Annotated in this window: 16 protein-coding genes; 5 read left to right on the plus strand and 11 right to left on the minus strand. The window is 64.2% G+C overall.

Going from position 1 to position 18,321, the window contains the following annotated elements; genetic code table 11:
* The 5 genes from FEZ63_RS05450 to FEZ63_RS05470 form a co-directional block, all read right to left on the minus strand.
* A complete protein-coding gene (locus FEZ63_RS05450) occupies positions 1-840 on the minus strand; it encodes an ABC transporter permease (RefSeq protein ID WP_150942680.1) in 840 nt (279 codons plus the stop codon).
* Positions 841-848: 8 nt separating this feature from the next.
* Entirely contained in the window at positions 849-1,826 is a 978-nt protein-coding gene (locus tag FEZ63_RS05455; RefSeq protein ID WP_150942622.1) for an ABC transporter permease, read from the minus strand.
* Positions 1,827-1,894: 68 nt separating this feature from the next.
* Complete coding sequence (locus tag FEZ63_RS05460) at positions 1,895-3,472, minus strand: ABC transporter substrate-binding protein (protein WP_150942623.1); 1,578 nt, start codon at positions 3,470-3,472, stop codon at positions 1,895-1,897.
* A gap of 537 nt (positions 3,473-4,009) precedes the next feature.
* Positions 4,010-5,461: an aldehyde dehydrogenase family protein gene (locus FEZ63_RS05465; RefSeq protein ID WP_150942624.1), complete on the minus strand. Its 1,452-nt coding sequence runs from the start codon at positions 5,459-5,461 to the stop codon at positions 4,010-4,012.
* Positions 5,462-5,463: 2 nt separating this feature from the next.
* Entirely contained in the window at positions 5,464-6,663 is a 1,200-nt protein-coding gene (locus tag FEZ63_RS05470; RefSeq protein WP_150942625.1) for a fumarylacetoacetate hydrolase family protein, read from the minus strand.
* Positions 6,664-6,886: 223 nt separating this feature from the next.
* On the opposite strand from FEZ63_RS05470, the gene FEZ63_RS05475 reads away from it, so the two are divergent.
* The gene (locus FEZ63_RS05475; RefSeq protein ID WP_150942626.1) at positions 6,887-7,648 is read left to right on the plus strand and encodes a sulfite exporter TauE/SafE family protein; all 762 of its coding nucleotides are present in this window, start codon (positions 6,887-6,889) and stop codon (positions 7,646-7,648) included.
* 3 nt (positions 7,649-7,651) lie between these two features.
* Here the strand turns inward: FEZ63_RS05475 and FEZ63_RS05480 are convergent, their stop codons facing one another.
* Both FEZ63_RS05480 and FEZ63_RS05485 read right to left on the minus strand, forming a co-directional pair.
* The gene (locus FEZ63_RS05480) at positions 7,652-7,993 is read right to left on the minus strand and encodes a hypothetical protein (protein WP_150942627.1); all 342 of its coding nucleotides are present in this window, start codon (positions 7,991-7,993) and stop codon (positions 7,652-7,654) included.
* Positions 7,994-8,007: 14 nt separating this feature from the next.
* Positions 8,008-9,549 (minus strand): serine hydrolase, encoded by a 1,542-nt coding sequence (locus FEZ63_RS05485; protein ID WP_162419671.1) that lies wholly within the window; start codon positions 9,547-9,549, stop codon positions 8,008-8,010.
* Positions 9,550-9,729: 180 nt separating this feature from the next.
* Here FEZ63_RS05485 and FEZ63_RS05490 point away from each other — a divergent pair, with 180 nt between their 5' ends.
* Positions 9,730-10,629: a Gfo/Idh/MocA family protein gene (locus FEZ63_RS05490; RefSeq protein ID WP_150942629.1), complete on the plus strand. Its 900-nt coding sequence runs from the start codon at positions 9,730-9,732 to the stop codon at positions 10,627-10,629.
* On the opposite strand, the gene FEZ63_RS05495 is transcribed toward FEZ63_RS05490, so the two are convergent.
* The 3 genes from FEZ63_RS05495 to FEZ63_RS05505 all read right to left on the minus strand — a co-directional run bounded on the left by FEZ63_RS05495 (position 10,626) and on the right by FEZ63_RS05505 (position 14,876).
* Positions 10,626-11,564: a ring-cleaving dioxygenase gene (locus FEZ63_RS05495; protein ID WP_150942630.1), complete on the minus strand. Its 939-nt coding sequence runs from the start codon at positions 11,562-11,564 to the stop codon at positions 10,626-10,628. The genes FEZ63_RS05490 and FEZ63_RS05495 overlap by 4 nt on opposite strands.
* A 112-nt stretch (positions 11,565-11,676) precedes the next feature.
* On the minus strand, positions 11,677-13,230 hold the full coding sequence (locus tag FEZ63_RS05500; protein ID WP_150942631.1) for a helicase HerA domain-containing protein: 1,554 nt from the start codon (positions 13,228-13,230) through the stop codon (positions 11,677-11,679).
* 146 nt (positions 13,231-13,376) lie between these two features.
* Positions 13,377-14,876 carry an MDR family MFS transporter gene (locus FEZ63_RS05505; protein WP_150942632.1) on the minus strand — a complete coding sequence of 500 codons (1,500 nt, stop codon included), beginning with the start codon at positions 14,874-14,876 and terminating at the stop codon, positions 13,377-13,379.
* A gap of 173 nt (positions 14,877-15,049) precedes the next feature.
* On the opposite strand from FEZ63_RS05505, the gene FEZ63_RS05510 reads away from it, so the two are divergent.
* From FEZ63_RS05510 to FEZ63_RS05520, 3 genes are read left to right on the plus strand one after another with little or no spacing between them, the layout of a single operon-like run.
* Positions 15,050-16,243, plus strand: a complete 1,194-nt coding sequence (locus tag FEZ63_RS05510; RefSeq protein ID WP_150942633.1) for a winged helix-turn-helix domain-containing protein — start codon at positions 15,050-15,052, stop codon at positions 16,241-16,243.
* A 49-nt stretch (positions 16,244-16,292) separates the two neighbouring features.
* Positions 16,293-17,027 carry a phosphatase PAP2 family protein gene (locus FEZ63_RS05515; RefSeq protein ID WP_150942634.1) on the plus strand — a complete coding sequence of 245 codons (735 nt, stop codon included), beginning with the start codon at positions 16,293-16,295 and terminating at the stop codon, positions 17,025-17,027.
* Entirely contained in the window at positions 17,024-17,566 is a 543-nt protein-coding gene (locus tag FEZ63_RS05520; RefSeq protein ID WP_150942635.1) for a regulatory protein RecX, read from the plus strand. Before FEZ63_RS05515 ends, FEZ63_RS05520 begins: the two co-directional genes overlap by 4 nt.
* A gap of 30 nt (positions 17,567-17,596) precedes the next feature.
* Here FEZ63_RS05520 and FEZ63_RS05525 read toward each other — a convergent pair whose 3' ends face one another.
* Positions 17,597-18,238, minus strand: a complete 642-nt coding sequence (locus FEZ63_RS05525) for a DUF1345 domain-containing protein (RefSeq protein ID WP_150942636.1) — start codon at positions 18,236-18,238, stop codon at positions 17,597-17,599.
* Between the last annotated feature and the right edge of the window lie 83 nt (positions 18,239-18,321).

Below are 18,321 nucleotides of genomic sequence, written 5' to 3' on the forward strand. Positions count from 1 at the left end.
TCAGCCCTTCCGTCCGCGCAGATGCGGGTTCATCGCGTCATTGAGGCCCTCGCCGATGAGGTTGATGGCCAGCACCGTCAGCAGAATGGCGACACCCGGAAACACGCTCATCCACCACGCCTCGCGCAGCATCGTGCGCGCCGCGCCGATCATGAAGCCCCAGCTCATCATGTTGCGGTCGCCAAGGCCGAGGAACGAGAGCGAGCTCTCCGTCAGGATGGCGGTCGCCACCATGAGCGACGCGGTCACGATGATGGGCGAGATCGCGTTGGGAAGGATCTGGGTGAACATGATGCGCGGCCCGCTCTGGCCGATCACGACCGCGGCCTGCACGAATTCGCGCGAACGCAGGCTCAGGAACTCACCACGGACCAATCTCGCCACCGGCGGCCATGATACGACCGCGATCGCCAAGGTGATCGACACGATGGTGGGATTGAAGATCGCCACCAGAACGACCGCCATGGCAAAAGCCGGGATCGTCTGGAAGAACTCCGTGAAGCGCATCAGAAGGTCATCGACCCGGCCGCCGTAGAAGCCGGCGAGCGCGCCGATGGAGACGCCGATCACGACCGCGACGGCTGTCGAGATCACCCCGATCAGCAGCGATACCCGCGCTCCATAAGCGAGCCCCGCCGCAATATCCCGCCCAAGCATGTCGGTCCCAAAAGGAAATGCCGGGTCTTCGGATGGCGGCAGCAAGGGGTCGCCCACGCTCTGCCATGGGCTGACGGGGAAGATAAGCGGCGCGGCGAAGGCCAGCACCACCACGACAAACAGGATCGCAAGACCGATGAGGGCGCCGTAATTGCGGGCATATCGCTTGAAAAAATTCATGATGCCGCTCCTCAGCTTGCCGCTTCGATGCGTGGGTCGACGAACCGGTAGAGAAGATCCGTAATGAGATTGACGAGGACCACGACCGCTGCCGTCACCAGGAAGACGCCCAGCAGAACCGGATAATCGCGCTGCAGCAGGGCGTCGAACATCAGGCGGCCGATGCCCGGCCAGGCAAAGACCGTCTCGGTCAGCACCGCGCCGCCAACGAGCTGACCCGCCTGCATGCTGGCGAAGGTGAAGACCGGCAGGATGGCGTTGCGGAGCACATGACGCCGAATGATCTGTGCCTTCGGCACGCCCTTGGCGCGGGCGGTCTTCACGAAATCGAGCGCCATCACCTCGAGCATCGAGGCGCGCGTCAGACGGGTATAGACCGCCGTGAAGAAGAGCCCGAGCGTCACCGTCGGCAGCACGAGATGGTGCGCGATGTCCGCAACCCGCGCCCATCCGGTGTAGTTGGCGCCGATGCTCTCCATGTCGAAGGGCGGCAGCCAATCGAGATGCAGCGAGAAAACCAGGACCGACATCAGGGCGATCCAGAACAGGGGGGTGGCGTAGAACACGAGCGCGCTCGTCATCACCACGCTGTCGGCGATGCTTCCACGGCGATAGGCCGCAATGACGCCGAGCAGAATTCCGAGCACGAGCGAGAACACAAAGGCGCAGCCCGTCAGCAGAAGGGTGGCGGGCAAGCGATCGAGGATCAGGGTCATGACCGGAACCTGATTGCGATACGAATAACCGAGGTCACCCGTGAGGACACCCTTGAGATAGGTCCAGAGCTGCCAGTAGAGCGGCTGGTCGAGGCCGAACTGGGCGCGCAGCTGGGCGATGAACTTTGCGTCTCCCGCGCCGGCCTCACCCGCAAGGACGGAGGCCGGATCGCCGGGCGCCATATGGATCAGCACGAAGTTGAGAATCACCACCCCGAGCACGACCAGAATCGCCTTGACGAAGCGCTGAAACAGGAAATCCAGTGTTTTCAAAATTTTCCCCTGGCGGCATAGCGTGAGAAGGGCCGGCACGAAAATGCCGGCCCGGTCGCATGCAGCGCTTACTTGGAGATCCAGACCTCGTCCATGGACTCGTTGAGGCCAATGCCGGTTCTCACGAGGTTCTTCACTTTCTTGCGGTTGATCGTGACGTTCTGCATCTCATACAGCCAGCCGAGCGCCACTTCGTCGACGATGATCTTCTGCGCTTCCGTGTAGGCCTTGGCGGCGACATCCTTGCTGACCGCACCGGCGGCAAGCCCGAAGAGTTCGTCGACCTTCGGATTCACGTAGTTCTGGTTGTTGCCGTAGGGCGTGCCCTTGATGATGTTGTTGGACAGGTAGTGGCGTGCGACGCCCAGCGCCGGATCGCCATACTGATAGGTGAAGTTGAACGTCAGGTCGAAATCGAAATCGGCGAGTTTCTGCGACCAGCCGCCGGCATCGACGCCCTGGATCACGACCTTGAACCCAAGCTGCTCGATCTGCTGCTTCACGTATTCGGACATGCGGTCCCAGGCGGCGCCGTAAGGCAGCGGCATCAGGCGGATGGTGTAGTCGGCTGGCTTGATGCCGGCATCCGCCAGGATCTTCTTCGCCTTCGGCAGATCGAACGGATAGGCCGGAACGTCAGGCGTGTAGTACAAGGTGGTTGACGCGAACGGGCCGGTGGCGACCTTGCCGAGACCGAAGAACACGTTCTTGACGATGAATTCGCGGTCGATCGCATGCATGATCGCTTGCCGCACGCGCTTGTCCGAGAACGGCATGCTGCGCTGGTTCATCTGCATGAAGACGAGCGGCGCGTAGTTTTCCCAGCCGCTGGTGGTGTTTTCCACCTCTGGCAGCTTGATCAGCCGGCGAACCTCGAACCCTTCGACGTCACCGCCGCGCAGCACGTCGACGGTGCCCTTCTCGAAGGCGACCGCACGCGAGGCGGAATCGGGGATGATGCGGAAATAGAGTTCGTCGAGATAAGGCTTGCCGGGCTTCCAGTAATCTTCGTTGCGGACGAGATGGATGTAGGAGCCGCGTTTCCATTCCTTCAGCTTGAACGGCCCGGTGCCGATCGGCGTCTGGTTGGCCGGATTGGTGCGATAATCCGTGCCGTCGTAGAGATGCTTCGGAATGATCGGGAACGAGCTCAGCTCGAAGGCATGCAGGAAGGCCGAGAAAGGCTTCTTAAGCTTGAACACGACCTGATTGGGTGCGGGCGACGTGATGCTGTCCACGTAGGTGGTGGCGATCAGGCGCCAGCGCGGATGCGCCTCGCGCAGGAACTTGTCGGCTGTAAACACCACATCGTCGGCGCTGAACGGCTTGCCGTCATGCCATTTGACGTTGTCCTGCAGCGTGAACGTGTAGGTCAGCCCATCGTCGGACACGACCCAGGACTTGGCGAGCGACGGAAGCGGCTTCAGGTCGGTGCCGTAGGTCAGAAGGCTCTGATAGATCTGGCCGCCCACATAGAGCGTCGGACCTTGCGTGTTGAGCCCGACCATGAGCATCGGCGGCTCGGGCTGGGCGATCATGTTGAGCGCGCCGCCTTTGACGGGCGGCGCCTCCTGCGCGATCGCTCCTACCGCGCCGGCGCAAAACAATCCCGCTGCGGCGGCCAACAAGCTAAGCCTCGTTTTCATCATCATTTCCCTCTGTAGCCTCTGGTTGCTGCTGTTCTTGATTTCAAACGTCGTGTCACAGACAAGAGTCCGCCCCTGGAGAGCGGGCATTCATGGCGTAAAAATTCACCGCAACCCCAGGCTCGTGCTTATCGGACAGCGGGGACTGGCAGTAAAAATGCGTGAAGCCAAATAATCCTAGAATGTTAGCTAACTATATAACTTAGCAAAACTCGGGATTGTTCAGGATATTCAATGAGCGTCTTGCTCATGACGACGTTCCTCTCAAGCCGATGGTTCGGGTTTGCGCCTCAATATTATTAGGGCGCCCAATTTCCCTTTGGAAAGGATTATGATGCATCAAATTTGCGAGTCAAGCGGGCATCGATCCGCGCCCCCGAAAGCAGACAGATCTTTCCGAGCTGACAGTCACGCCGCTCGCGGGCCTCAGCTCTGGGATATCTGGTCCGCCCTCGTAGGCGACGCCGGGGTGGATGCACCCGATGGCCGTCGGCCACTGACGGAGGATCAACCCTCCGCCAGTGATCGCGGCAGCGACTAGTTGCCGTCGGCCAGATAGGCCGTCTTGACGGTGGTGTAGAATTCCTGCGCGTAACGGCCCTGTTCGCGCGGTCCGTAGGATGATCCTTTGCGCCCGCCGAACGGCACATGATAATCGACCCCCGCGGTCGGCAGGTTCACCATCACCATCCCGGCCTCGCTATTGCGCTTGAAATGGCCCGCATATTTCAGGCTGGTCGTGCAGATGCCGGAGGACAATCCGAATGGCGTGTCGTTGGCGATCTCCAGCGCCTCTTCGTAGTTGCGCACGCGCGTGACGGTCGCCACGGGTCCGAAAATCTCCTCGCGCGCAATCTGCATCCGGTTGTCCACATCCACGAACAACGCGGGAGCGAGATAGAAACCCGGCGTCTCCCGATTGAGGAGTTCGCCACCGTGGGCCAGTTTCGCGCCTTCATCCTGACCCACGCGGATATAGCGCAGATCCTGCTCGAGCTGGTTCTGATCGACGACCGGCCCGATCTGCGTGCCCGCTTTCAACGCGTCGTCCACAACCAGTCCCTTCATGCGTTCCGTCACCGCATCGACGAAGCGATCGTGGACGCCCTCCGTCACGATGAACCGCGACGAGGCCGTGCAGCGCTGGCCGGTGGAGAAGAACGCGCCATTGACGGCGCATTCCACCGCGACCTTGAGATCCGTATCGTCAAGCACGACGAGCGGGTTCTTGCCGCCCATCTCGAGCTGCATCTTCTTCATCGGATCGGACGCGATGCAGGCCTGCGCCACCTTGCGTCCGGTCGAGACCGAGCCGGTGAATGAGATGGCGGCGATGCGCGGGCTGTTGAGCATCACCTCGCCGACGACGGACCCACGTCCCATGACGAGGTTGAACACGCCCGCCGGCACGCCGGCGCGGGCGATGATGTCGGAGAGCGCATGCGCCGATCCCGGCACGAGCTCGGCCGGCTTGAACACCACGCAATTGCCGTAGGCCAAGGCCGGGGCGATCTTCCAGGCCGGAATGGCGATCGGGAAATTCCACGGCGTGATCAGACCGACGACACCGATGGGCTCGCGCGTGATCTCGATATCGACGCCGGGTCGGACGGATGCGAGCTTGTCGCCGGCGAGCCTGAGACATTCGCCGGCGAAGAACTGGAAGATCTGTCCCGCGCGCATCACTTCGCCGATGCCCTCGGGCAGGGTTTTGCCCTCTTCACGCGACAGCAGGCGGCCGAGTTCGTCCTTGCGCGCGACGATCTCGTCGCCGACCTTTTTCAGGATGTCGTGCCGCAGCTGGATCGAGGAGCGTGCCCAGGCGGGAAAGGCCGCATGCGCGGCCTCGATAGCGCGCTCCGCATCGGCGGCATCCGCGCGGGCAAACTCGCCCACCACGTCGTTGGTGTTCGAAGGATTGACGTCGGGTGCAGCGTTGGCCGCCGCGATCCATTCGCCGGCGATGAAGTTTTTTTCCTGAAGAGTCATGATCATTGTTCCGAGTTGACTTTGATGAGACCGCGTTGCGCCAGATTGGTCATGAACGCGACAAGACCGAACGTCCAGGGCTCGCAGTCTGAACTTTGTTTCATGCGATTCACCAGCGCGCCGAGCTTGGGCGCCGCGATGGTGACGATATCGCCCGGTTTATGCGTAAATCCCAGGCCAGGTTCATCCCGATCCTGCGTCGGCGCAAACATCGTGCCAAGGAAAAGCACGAACCCATCGGGATATTGATGGTTCGGGCCGATGGTCTGCGCGACGAGATCCTCGGGGTCGCGACTGATCTTTGCAATGGACGAGGACCCTTCAAGCCGGAAGCCATCCTCGCCTTCCACCGTCAGCGTCACGTGAGTCTGTCGCACATCGTCGAGGGAGAAACTGTCATCGAAGAACCGGATGAAGGGTCCGATGGCGCAGGACGCATTGTTGTCCTTGGCCTTGGAGAGAAGCAATGCGGACCGGCCCTCGAAGTCGCGCAGGTTGACGTCATTGCCAAGCGTCGCGCCCACGATCTTTCCCTCCGGCGACACCACGATGACGACCTCGGGCTCCGGATTGTTCCATGTGGATTTGGGATGGTAGCCGGCCTCCATGCAGGGGCCGATCGCCGACAGGGTCGGAGCCTTGGTAAAGACCTCCGCGTCCGGACCGATGCCGACCTCAAGATATTGGCTCCAGGCCCCTTGCGCGACCAGCACAGCCTTCAGATCCATGGCCTCGCGCGAACCTGGCTTGAGCCGACTGAGATCATCGCCGACGAGACGGTTGACCTCGGCGCGGATTGCCGCCGCCGCGCCCGCATCGCCCCGCGCCCGCTCCTCGATGACACGCTCCAGCATCGAGACCGCGAAGGTGACGCCCGCCGCCTTGATGACCTGAAGGTCGACCGGCGCGAGGAACCAGGGCTTCGCGGTGTCTCGTCGGTCCGGCACCGTATTCGCCAGAATCGCCTCGACCGTTCCGATCTTGTCGCCGGGCGCGGTCTTCAACCTGCGCGCTGGGTCGTCGAGCGCGGCCAGCGCACTCATGGTCGAATACGACGCCGATATGTCCATGACACCCTCGTCCCGGATCGACACCACGGAGGGCCCGATGCCGGGCCGCCACACTCGCCCGGCAAGCGCTCCTCGAACGCCATCCTCCGGGAGAATCGTCGACAGCCTCTCGTTTGCAAAAAGTGCTTCCATTTTATGGCCTGACTGGTCCCTCGATGACGCCATCCTTATCAGTTCGAAGACGGCGCCGCCGCTTCTTTCTCCTGATCGTTGTCCGATGCGGCTCCCCGACCGCGGGCGATATTTTGGGTGGCCATATGGCGGCGATTGCCCCACCCTTAGGCGAGCCGCCGGTTCCGCCCGCGCCGATTCGGCCCTTCGCCGAGCTGTCATCGACCTGAGGAATTTCTGGCGTATGTCTCCTGCCGAGTTGTTGGGTTTTCTCTTGCTCGCAGGAGTTGCCGCCTATGCCCAGACCCTGACGGGATTTGCCTTCGGGCTCATCACCATGGGCGGAATCGCGCTCACCGGGCTGCTCTCGCTTCCGGATGCCGCGGTGCTCGTCAGCGCGCTCACTTTCGTCAACGCGATTCAGATGCTGCTGAAGGGCTGGCGCGACGTCTCATGGCGCGATTTCCGGCTCGTCATGGCCACAAGCGTTCCGATGCTGTTTGCCGGTTATGCGATGCTCGAATGGCTGGCGGATACGCGTGCCGACATCCTGCGTCTCATTCTCGGCATCATCATTGTCGTGTCGAGCCTGCAACTGGCGCTGCGGCCGGAGCCGTTGCGTCAAAAATCGGGCCCGGCCTCGTTCCTGTTCTTCGGCAGCATCGCGGGCCTGATGGGCGGGATGTTTTCCACCGCCGGGCCGCCGCTCGTCTATCATTTCTACCGTCAGCCGATGTCGCTCGTGATGATCCGCGAGACCCTTGTGACGATCTTTGCCCTCAACGCGGTCTTCCGCATCTCGCTGGTGGGCTTCTCCGGCAATCTGCCGACCGGGTCAGCCTGGACCGGCCTTCTGGCGATCCCGGTCGTGATGGCGGCGACTCACACCGCGCGCCGCTGGCCGCCTCCGGTCTCGCCCGCCACGATGCGACGGATCGTGTTCGTTCTGCTGTTTCTCTCCGGCGTCTCGCTCGGGGCGCCTTCGATCGTGAATCTGCTGAAGTGAGCCTCACCACCCGCGCTGGCGCTTGATGGCGTTCTTCTGCATTTCCTTCTGGGCCTTCCAGTAATCTTTCTGCGCATCCTTCTGCATCTGGTAATAATCGCGGATGCGTTCCTTGCGGCTGGTGGAGTTGCGGTAGCGGTCGAAATCGTAGTGCCGGTCGTGGCTGTAATCGTCCTGGTCATCGGCGAACAGCTCAAGCAGGCCTTGCATCTGCACCTTGTGGACAAGAGGTATTCTTCCGGTCGCCGGGACCGATCGTCCGGATGCAAACGCGCTTCCATCGGCAAGACTCACAAGAGCAAGCAGCGTGACTGCGGCGAACGCGAATCCTCGGGGTGTCGTCATGATGAATCTCCGGATCAGCGTTGGCGCTCGAACAGTTGCGGCATGGCTGGCGCCGTCCAGCGAAGTCCCGTGATGACGCCATTCCCGTCGCGCTCGAACCGGACCGGCGTCAGCACATCATCGCCCGTCATCGCCGCCACGACCGCGAAGGCGCCGGAAGGCTGCAGGCGTGCCTCGAAGGTATCGAGCGCGATGGGCTTGAGATCGAGCACAGCCTCCGACGTCTCGAGAACCATCTGCAATTTCCCGTCCACCTCTCGCACCGTGGCGTCGCCCAACACGCGGGACGCATAGGTGCCGGCATAAGGGCCGAAAGGCGGGATCGTCCCGAGAGGCTTTTGATTCGCGACCCGCTTTGCCTGATCCTGCTTGGCGTGGAGCGCAGTGAGCATCAGCGCCACATTGTCGACTTGCGGGTTGCCCATGAGGCGATCGTAGAACCATTGCGCGACCGCATCGGGAAATCCGTTATTTTCGAGGTTCGACAGCACGATGAGACCGATGTCGCGATCGGGCACGAAGCCCACATGGGCGCCAAAACCCGTAGTGCCGCCGTTATGCCAGATGATCCGCCCGTTCGGCGTCGCCGTCACCACCCACCCGACCGCGTAGGACACGCGCTCGGTCATCGCCACCCGTGGCGTCCACGTGACGTCGAGATTGGCCTCCGACACGATGACGTTCTCGCCGAATATCCCGCGTGCGAGCTGCATCCGCAGCCATCGCGACACATCCGGCACATTGGAGTTCAGGTTGCCGGCCGGCCCGAAGCCGTACGGAAAGGAGGCATGGAAGGGAATCGCCACCGGATCGGTGTCGGTCGCGCGGTGACCGACAGCATGGTCGGGCGCCGTCTCGATCACCTCCGGCGTCCATGAGGTGGCGGCCATGCCGAGCGGATCGAGGATGCCCTTTTTCACCACGTCGGACCAGGCAGCCACGCCGTAGGTCTCGGCCAGAATCCGTCCGGCGATCATGTGCGGGATGTTGAGATAGGCGAAATCCGAGCGGAAGATGCCGACCGCCGGCGCATCCTCCAGCGCGCGGATCATGGTTTGCTGGTCGAAGCCGAGCAGGCCAAGTCCGTCATACACATAGGGGCCGAGCCCGCTGCGCTGCGCCGGCAGATCGAGCATGCGGAAATCGCGCCCGACCCATGGATCGCCAAGCTGGAATTCGGGCATCCGGTCGACCACCCGATCGTCCCATTTGAGCTTGCCCGCATCCACCGCCTGCGCCAGCGTCGCGCTTAGGAAAGCCTTGGTGGTGGAGCCGATCTGGAAAATCGTGTCCGGCGTCACCGGGTCGGGTTTTGTCCGCTCCTTGACCCCGAAGGCTTTCGTGTAGACCAGCTTGTCGCCGTGCACGATGCCGACCGCGACGCCGGGAACATTCGCGGCCTTCATTCCGGCCTGCAAATAGGTCTCGAAAGCCGGGGCCAGTTCGTCGATCCGATCCTGCATCGCGCCCGCTTGTTGCGCGGCGGCCTGCCCGATGCCGAACCCGATCAAGGTGGCCACGCAACCCGCCGAGACCCATGCGCGCAAGCCTGCCATCGACGACCTCCCGGCGAAAATCCGGCCGGCGCTGTCTGCCCCGACCTTTCGATTCCGCAACGGCATGGTGACAGAACTCGGCCCTAGGAACAACGTCCGTCATCGTCGACCCCCATCTCTGGAAGTCGTCCGATGAACCGGCTATAGCGACCCTTCCCTAGTGTCAGGAAGTGAGCAGCTATGTTGGGCATCGGCGTCCTTGGTCTTGGTGTCATCGGCCGTCGATACATCGAGGGGTTCCGCGCCAGTCCGGATTTCCAGGTGATCGCCGGCTATGATCCGGGCGAGATCGATGTCGACGTGGCACGCGCGGGAAGCGCCCAGGAACTGATCGACAACCCTGCTGTCGATTGCGTCTATATCGCCACGCCGCCCTCGACCCATGAACAGCTCGTGGACGCGGTCACGCGCGCCAACAAGGCCGTGTTCTGCGAAAAGCCGCTGGCGCCCTCGCTCCTCTCTGCCCAGGCGTGCCTTGATGCCGTGACGCGGACCGGTGTGCCGGCCGCCGTCAATTTTCCGTTCGCGACCGCGCCTGCCGCAATCCGCCTGCGCGAACTCGTCGAGACGGGCGCGCTCGGGGAGGGATTGTCGGCACATCTGCGGGTGCGGTTCCGGACCTGGCCGAGAGGCTGGCAACAGGGCGCCGGCGGTTGGCTCGCGGGACCCGAACAGGGCGGCTTCACCCGGGAGGTGATGTCCCACATGGTATTCCTCGCGCTTCGCCTCTTTGGGCCGGGACGGTTGCACGAAGCCACGGTCGAGCGCGGCGCTCAAGGCACCGAGACGCGGGTGAAGGCCGTGCTGCAATTTTCGGCGTGCCGGATGACCATCGACGGCGCCGTCGAAGGCGAGATCGAGGACCTCAATCGTTTCGAGGTGAAAGGGTCGAAAGGCTCGGCGGTCATGAGCGAATGGTTTCGCCTTCAGCACGAAAGCGGCGACATCGCGCCCGCTCGCGCCGATGCCGGGCAGATCGCCGAGTTGGCGAAACTCATGTCGACCGGCACCAGCCGCCTCGCAACCTTTCGCGAGGCAGCCGATGTCGTTCGCATCATCGAGGATATTCTGGCCGCTTAGAGCGGCTTCAACCCCGCCTCGATTTCGGCGCGGCGACCCTCCAGGAAGGGCGGCAGGGCGAGGCGCTCGCCGAGCGTGTCCATCGGCTCGTCGGTCGTAAAGCCCGGTCCGTCGGTGGCGATCTCGAACAGGATGCCGTTGGGTTCGCGGAAGTACAGGCTCTTGAAGTAATAGCGATCGATCGGCCCGCTCGACGGCGCACGGATCGTGCGCAGCCGTTCGGCCGCCTCGAGATAGGTCTGTTCGTTGGGCGTGCGGAACGCCACATGGTGGACGCCGCCCGCTCCCGGATGAACCGGATCGAGATGCGGTTCGACCGCCACATGCAGTTCGGCCGCCGGGCCGCCTTCGCCCATTTCGAAAACCTGCACGGTCGATGAGCCACGCCGGTATTCGCGCGATGCGCGCATGCCCATGCCATCGGTGACGACGCGGGCGGTCGGCTCCAGCTTCGGCACGCTCATGGTGATCGGCCCGAGGCCGCGAATCTGATGTTCGGCCGGTACCGGACTGCGGTCCCACGGGTGGGCATCGCCGGCGCCGCCATCGTCGACAAGGCCAAGCCGTTGTCCCTCATGATCCTCGAAATCGAGCCACAAGCGGCCATCGCGTTCGACGATGCCCTCATGGGCGATGGCTTGAGCGTCGAAGCGATCCTTCCACCATTTAAGCGTCGCCTTGCCGTTCACCCGCAAGGCGGTGTGGACGACGCTGTGCGTGCCGCGACGCTCGCGCTTGGTGGGGAAATCGAAGAACGTGAGATCGGAACCGGGCGACGCAATCCCATCGGCATAGAACAGGTGATAGGCGCTCACATCGTCCTGATTGACGGTCTTCTTGACCAGCCGCATGCCGAGCGCCTGCGTGTAGAAAGCATGGTTGCCGGGGGCGTCGGCCGAGACGGCGGTAAGGTGGTGAATTCCGGTCAGCTTCATGGCGCATCTCCATTCGTGATGCGATGAAGATAGGGTTGCGGCGGCGCACACGCGACCCCGGCATCCGCCAATTTCAGTTTGCGAAAACGCAAATCAAATGCGCAATCGGCTGTTACCCGACGGCAAAAAGATCGCCGGTGTCGGGCGCGGCGACCGGCTCCTCGTAAGCATTGGGATCGCCCGGACCGGTTTCCCAGCCGAGATCGGGCAGGGCAATGATCCGCAGGCCGCGCGGATCGTTGCGGGTAACCACGAGATTGCGGCTTTCCAGATAGGCAACCAGCCGGCGGGCGCGCCCCGGCGAGCGACTGCCGCAGGACCGCGCGATTTCCCCGTCGGGCGGGCAGGTGGCACCGGTCAGGGCGGCGCGGGCGAGCAGCAGGTAGACCCCCTGGATGTCCTCCGCAAGGTCGGACGCAAAGGTCATGGCGCGGCCCCATTCGGCGCCGGCCGCCGTCTCCGCATCGACGCCCGCGCGGGCGACCGCCAACCGGCGACGGAACGCCGGCAGGTTCGGAGGTTCGCCGCTGACGCGCCGGATGCGGCAGCGCACCAGAAAGTCCTGATAGAGCACCGCCACGGTGCGAAAGGCGGCTTCGGAATCGGCGAGGATCTCGCGCAGGATCGCGTCGAGCACGATTTCCCGCTCGGCCTTGGATTCCGCGGTCATCTCGGGTGCTGTCTCGGCCGCAGCCGGACGCGAGCGCGCAAGTTGGGCCAGAAGGTCGTTGGTGGCAGCAGGCGGTGGCGGGGCGGCGCGGCGCTGGACGACCGGCCGCACGATTTCATCGTCGCCCGCCGTGAAGATGAGATCGCGCGCCTCTTCCTTGGGCTGCTCCGGCAGCGGCATCAGCTTGAACGATCCGCTCCGGGCGGAGGTCGCCACCTCGCCGATGCGAACCGGCACGGGGCGACGGCACAAGGCGGGGCCCAAGGCCACGAAATGACCGCGCTCGAGATCGCGGAACATCTCGGCCTGGCGGCGTTCCATGCCCAGCAGATCGGCGGCGCGCGCCATGTCGATGTCGAGGAAGGTTCGGCCCATGAGGAAATTCGAGGCTTCGGCCGCGACGTTCTTGGCAAGCTTTGCCAGCCGTTGCGTGGCGATGATGCCCGCCAACCCGCGCTTGCGGCCCCGGCACATCAGGTTGGTCATCGCCCCCAGCGAAATCTTGCGTGTCTCGTCGGAGACCTCGCCGGCGGCCGAAGGTGCGAAGAGCTGGGCCTCATCGACCACCACCAGCATCGGATACCACAGGTCGCGATCGGCATCGAACAGCCCGCCAAGAAAAGCCGCCGCGCAGCGCATCTGCGCTTCGGTATCGAGGCCTTCGAGGTTGAGCACCACCGAGACCCGGTGCTGGCGGACGCGGGCGGCGATTCGCTGAAGGTCGCCCTCGCTGCGCGCCGCATCCACCACCACATGGCCGAACTTTTCGGCCAGAGTGACGAAGTCGCCCTCGGGGTCGATGACGGCCTGCTGCACCATCGGCGCGCTCTGTTCGAGAAGGCGGCGCAACAGGTGCGATTTGCCCGAGCCGGAATTGCCCTGGACCAGCAGGCGGGTCGCCAGCAACTCCTCGAGATCGAGCATGGCCGACGAGCCGTTTGCGGCCCCGGACGCCAAACTCGAGGACACCTGCCCCATATCGATGCCGACCTTCATTCGCCTCCCTCTCAGCGCCCTTTTCGTGGTGCTCCGCTTAGCACATCTGCCGGTGAGTCAGCGAAGGGCCTCGAAACGCTCCACAGGGCAAGAGGCCGCAGGCGTCCGAAAGAGGCCGCAGGCGCCCAATGAGGCCTTAGGCGGACTCAATCCGCGATGGCGGCCTCGGCGGCCCGAACCGCGCTGCCCCGCAGGGGGAGTTCTTTCATGCGCGCGAGGAAGAAGAGCGCCAGGCCGAAACCCACGAAGGCGGCGGCAAACACATAGCGGAAGGCCGCGGCGAGGTCGGCGCCGTGGAGAGCGGCCGCAGGCCCGACCGCCTCGAAGCTCGAAGCGCCGCCCACGCCCGACAGGCCGAGGATGATGGAGCCGAAAATCGCCACGATGAACGCGCCGCCGATCGAGCGGAAGAAATTGGCCACCCCGGTCGCGGTGCCGAGCTCATGCGGCCGAACGGCATTCTGGATCGCCACCGTGCTGACCGGCAGCAGGGTGCCGAGCCCGACGCTGAGGAAGGCCAGCACGATCTCGATGCCGACCAAGGACAAGTGAGGCTCGGCTAACACCAGAATGCCGGTGCCGACCAGCGAGGCCGTCAGCCCGATGACCGGCACGCGCTTGTAGTGGGTCACCTTCGCCATCATCTGCCCCGACACATTCGCGCCGATGACGGTGCCGGCCATGAGCGGGATCAACGCAAGGCCCGAATGACTGGCCGAGAGGCCGCGCACGGTCTCGAAATAGACCGGCAGGTAGATCGTCAGGCCGATATAGGTGCCCATGCCGAAACAGGCCGCCAGCACACCCATGCGCACGACGGGGTTGTGCAGCACGCCCGCCGGGATGAGCGGTTCGGTGGCCGTTCTCATGCGCCAGCCGAACAGCACCCAGCACATGGCGGAGAGGGCGACGGCTGCCAGAATCTGCACCGACGCCCACGGATAGCGGATCCCGCCCCAGCTCAGGGCCAGCAGGATCGAAACCGTGGCGGCGACGAGCAGGAAGGCGCCGAACCAATCGAGCTTGTGCGGCCGCTCGAAGCGCGGCAGGCGCTTCAGCCCCCGATACGAAATGAGAAAGGCCAGCAGGCCGAGCGGCAAGTTGATCCAGAAGATCATCGACCAGTGCAGATGTTCGGCGAAGAACCCGCCGAGGACCGGGCCCGCAAGGCTCGACGTCATGAACACGCTGGCGAAATACACCTGGTAACGGCCGCGCTCGCGCGGGGGCACCAGATCGGCCACGATGGTCTGCGACAAGGCCATCAACCCGCCGCCCCCGAGTCCCTGCAGCCCACGCGCCAGGATGAGAATCAGCATCGAGGGAGCGAGCGCGCAGGCGATTGAGCCAAGGATGAAAACCACGATGCCGATCAGCATCGTGATCCTGCGCCCATGCGCGTCGCTGAATTTGCCGTAGAGCGGCGTCGCGACGGTTGCGGTGAGAAGGTAGGACGTCACCACCCAAGGTAGGTGTTCGAGATCGCCAAGCTCGCGTCCGATGGTCGGCAAGGCGGTGGCGATGATCGTCTGGTCGAGAGCCGCCAGCAGAAGCGCGACCATGAGGCCGATGATGATGATTCGGATTTCGCGCTGGGTCAGCGGTTCGCTGGCCGTCGTCGGTCCGGTGGGTGTCGCTTGATCCATTGCGTCCATCGTTCTTCGGGGAGCTGGTTTAGGATGCGAGCGGCCGCTTGTCTCGCGTCGAGTTGCAACGCAGATATGCAGCGGAGGGCGCCGAGAAGCGAGGGGTTGAAGCCTTCGCTTGCCGATCGGTACGGTTTGGCGCTACCTCATCGTCCCACCTTGTCTCGGAATTCATGACCGTCCGCACACGACTTTCCCTGTCTCAAGCCCGGCGAATCGCCCTCGCGGCGCAGGGCTTCGGCGAGGCGCGGCCCGATGCGCCGAGCGCCCGGCACGTCAAGCGCACGCTTGAGCGCTCGAAGTTGTTCCAGATCGATTCGGTCAACGTTCTGGTGCGCGCCCATTACATGCCGCTGTTCTCGCGGATCGGCGCCTACGAGCGCGGCCTCCTCGATCATGTGGCCTACCATCCGAAGAAGCGTTCGGCGTTCGAATTTTGGGGCCACGAGGCATCCCTGATCCACCTCGATCTCCATCCGCTGTTCCGCTGGCGCATGGCCCGGGCCTCGCGCGGCGAGAGCATCTATGGCGGGCTGGCGAAATTCGGTCGCGAGAATCACGCTTTCATCGAGGAGGTCCGGCGCGAGATCGAACAGAGCGGCCCAATCGGCGCCGGCGAGCTCTCCGGCGGTGGCAAGGGCCGCGGTTCCTGGTGGGGCTGGAGCGACGGCAAACGGGCGCTCGAATGGTTGTTCTGGGCCGGCGAGGTCACGACCGCGACACGCCGCGGCTTCGAGCGGATCTATGATCTGCCCGAGCGGGTCCTGCCCGAAATGGTCCTCAACACGCCGACGCCCCGCGAGGATGAGGCGCAGCGGCGGCTTCTCAGCCTGTCCATCCAGGCCCTCGGCATCGCCAGCGAGCGATGCATGCGCGATTATTTCCGGCTCGAGGTCGCGGATGCGAAAGCCCGCATCCCCGAGCTGGTGGAAGCAGGCGAATTGCTGCCCGTGACCGTCGATGGCTGGACCGGACCGGTCTATCTCGACCCGAACGCCCGCCTGCCCCGTCGCATCGCCGCCGAGGCGCTGCTGTCACCGTTCGACCCGATCGTGTGGGAGCGCACGCGGACCGAGCGCCTGTTCGACTTTCATTACCGCATCGAGATCTACACGCCGGCGGAGAAGCGCCAATTCGGTTATTATTGCCTGCCGTTCCTGCTCGGCGAAACCATCGTCGCGCGGATCGACCTCAAGGCCGACCGGGCCAGCGGCCGGCTTCTGGTGCATTCGATCCATCCGGAGGCGAACGCGAAGCCCGACGAGATTGCGCCGGCGCTTGCCGCCGAGCTGCGGCGGATGGCGGGATGGCTCGGATTGACCGATATCGTGGTGCCGAAGGCGTGGCGGACGCGGCTGGGGAATTGATGCCTCGCCGCTCTCGCCAGCCGCGAAAAACCCCTCTATTTCTCCTTTCATGCAATTCCTGATCGCCCCCGCGACCCGACTTTGGCTCCGCCTCCGCCTCAATGAAATCGGCCCGCTGCTGTCGCTTTCGGGCTTTGGGTTTTTTGCCTGGGCGTTCATCGCGATCGCCGACGAGGTCCGTGAGGGCGAGACGCAAACCTTCGACAGCGCCCTCCTGCTCGCCCTGCGCAACCCACAGAATCTCGCCGACCCGCTGGGTCCCGCCTGGCTCGAGGAGGCGGCACGCGACATCACCGGCCTTGGGGGCTACGCGGTGTTGGCCATCGTGACGCTCGCCACCCTTGCCTACCTGATGTTGTCCGGCAAACGGGCCGCGGCCGTGCTCGTGATCGTGGCGGTTTATGGCGGGATGATGCTGTCGACGGGATTGAAGCTCGGCTTCGAGCGCCCGCGGCCGGATCTCGTGCCCCACGGCGCGCGGGTCTACACGGCGAGCTTTCCGAGCGGTCACGCCATGCTGTCGGCGGTCGTTTATCTGACGCTCGGCGCGCTGTTGACGCGCGTGCAGGAAGGCCGCCGCATTCAGGCTTTCCTGATGGGACTTGCGGTTTTCATCACGCTCCTGGTCGGGATGAGCCGCGTCTATCTCGGAGTGCATTGGCCGAGTGACGTTCTGGCCGGCTGGGCGGTGGGAGCGGCCTGGGCTTCGTTGTGCTGGTTCGTGGCCCTGCAATTGCAGCGGCGCGGCAAGGTCGAAGACCCCGGCGAGACGTCCCACCCTTGAGCGACGCCGGCGCGAAGCCCATCCGCAAGCCGCCTCGCAAGGTCACGCCGGCCTATCTCCAGCGTGCCGCGATGGCGTATCTCGAGCGCTACGCGTCCTCCGCCGAGCAATTGCGTCGGGTCCTCACCCGCAAAGTCGCGAATCGCTGTCGCCTGCGCGGTGAAGACGCGACGGAGTTTCGCGAGGCCATCGACGAGGTGGTGGCGAAAAGCCTGCGCATCGGGCTCGTCGACGATGCGCGCTATGCGCAGGGGCGGGTCGCGACGTTGCGACGGCGCGGCGGCTCGACGCGGGCCATCCGGGCAAAGCTGTCGATCAAGGGCGTCGACGGCGAGACGATTACAGCAGCGCTCCAGGGCGATGACGACGACGAGGAGAAGGCGGCGCTCGCCTTCGCGCGCCGCCGCAGGCTCGGCCCGTATCGCGTGGCCGATCGGGCGCCTTCTCGCGACAAGGACCTGGCGGCGTTGGCGCGGGCGGGATTCGGCTTCGGGATCGCCAAGCGAATCATCGATGCCGAGAGCGACACCGATGGCTAGAGGCGGATTCAGTTCTCGCCGGATCAGGCTCTAGATCAGGCTCGCACCCACATTCACCGCGAGCGCCAGGATCATCGTGTTGAACAGGAACGACAGGATGGTGTGACCCAGCACCAGCCGGCGCATCTTGCGCGACACCACCATCACGTCGGAGGTCTGCGCCGCCGCGCCCATGTTGAACGAGAAGTACAGGAAGTCCCAGTAATCGGGCTGGCCTTCATGCGGGAACACGAGTCCGCGCCGCTCGCCCTCATCGCCGTAGAATTCATGCGCATAGTGGATCGCCCAGATGGTGTGGACGAAGAACCACGAACACAGGATCGTCACACCCGATAGGACAAGGCGAAAGGCCTGCTCGGCCCCCCGCTCCTCGTGAATCCCGTAGAGTTGCGCCCCGATCGCCGCCAGGCTCGCAAGGGCTGCACACACCGTCAGGATGAGGATCGCCAGCGCGCCTTCGTCTTCGACGCTCGCCTGCTTGCGGATCGCCTCGGTGCTGAACTGCCCGGCGAGACGGGCGGCGAAGACGAGATAGAGCACGACTCCGATATCCCACGAGACCAGGTATCGCGAGTTCGACGGCCAGCTCGACGGCAGGAGTACGAACACAGTGACGGCCGCCAACGCGGACCCCAGCAGACGCGGGCGCAGCCGCGCCGAGTTGGCGAACATAGCCGATCCTTCTTGAACGATCGTGTCGGGCGCACGGAGCGCCCGCATATTCCGGCCGAATGGCCGAAGACATCGCGCACGCC

The organism is Microvirga brassicacearum (genome assembly GCF_008757455.1).
GTDB classification, from domain to species: domain Bacteria; phylum Pseudomonadota; class Alphaproteobacteria; order Rhizobiales; family Beijerinckiaceae; genus Microvirga; species Microvirga brassicacearum.

What these genes read in the sequence shown, in the direction of transcription:
- FEZ63_RS05460 (WP_150942623.1), bottom strand. Translation starts at nt 3,472, where the DNA reads ATGAAAACGAGGCTTAGCTTGTTGGCCGCCGCAGCGGGATTGTTTTGC.
- FEZ63_RS05465 (WP_150942624.1), bottom strand. Translation starts at nt 5,461, where the DNA reads ATGACTCTTCAGGAAAAAAACTTCATCGCCGGCGAATGGATCGCGGCG.
- FEZ63_RS05470 (WP_150942625.1), bottom strand. Translation starts at nt 6,663, where the DNA reads ATGGAAGCACTTTTTGCAAACGAGAGGCTGTCGACGATTCTCCCGGAG.
- FEZ63_RS05475 (WP_150942626.1), top strand. Translation starts at nt 6,887, where the DNA reads ATGTCTCCTGCCGAGTTGTTGGGTTTTCTCTTGCTCGCAGGAGTTGCC.
- FEZ63_RS05480 (WP_150942627.1), bottom strand. Translation starts at nt 7,993, where the DNA reads ATGACGACACCCCGAGGATTCGCGTTCGCCGCAGTCACGCTGCTTGCT.
- FEZ63_RS05485 (WP_162419671.1), bottom strand. Translation starts at nt 9,549, where the DNA reads ATGGCAGGCTTGCGCGCATGGGTCTCGGCGGGTTGCGTGGCCACCTTG.
- FEZ63_RS05490 (WP_150942629.1), top strand. Translation starts at nt 9,730, where the DNA reads ATGTTGGGCATCGGCGTCCTTGGTCTTGGTGTCATCGGCCGTCGATAC.
- FEZ63_RS05495 (WP_150942630.1), bottom strand. Translation starts at nt 11,564, where the DNA reads ATGAAGCTGACCGGAATTCACCACCTTACCGCCGTCTCGGCCGACGCC.
- FEZ63_RS05500 (WP_150942631.1), bottom strand. Translation starts at nt 13,230, where the DNA reads ATGAAGGTCGGCATCGATATGGGGCAGGTGTCCTCGAGTTTGGCGTCC.
- FEZ63_RS05505 (WP_150942632.1), bottom strand. Translation starts at nt 14,876, where the DNA reads ATGGATCAAGCGACACCCACCGGACCGACGACGGCCAGCGAACCGCTG.
- FEZ63_RS05510 (WP_150942633.1), top strand. Translation starts at nt 15,050, where the DNA reads ATGACCGTCCGCACACGACTTTCCCTGTCTCAAGCCCGGCGAATCGCC.
- FEZ63_RS05515 (WP_150942634.1), top strand. Translation starts at nt 16,293, where the DNA reads ATGCAATTCCTGATCGCCCCCGCGACCCGACTTTGGCTCCGCCTCCGC.
- FEZ63_RS05525 (WP_150942636.1), bottom strand. Translation starts at nt 18,238, where the DNA reads ATGTTCGCCAACTCGGCGCGGCTGCGCCCGCGTCTGCTGGGGTCCGCG.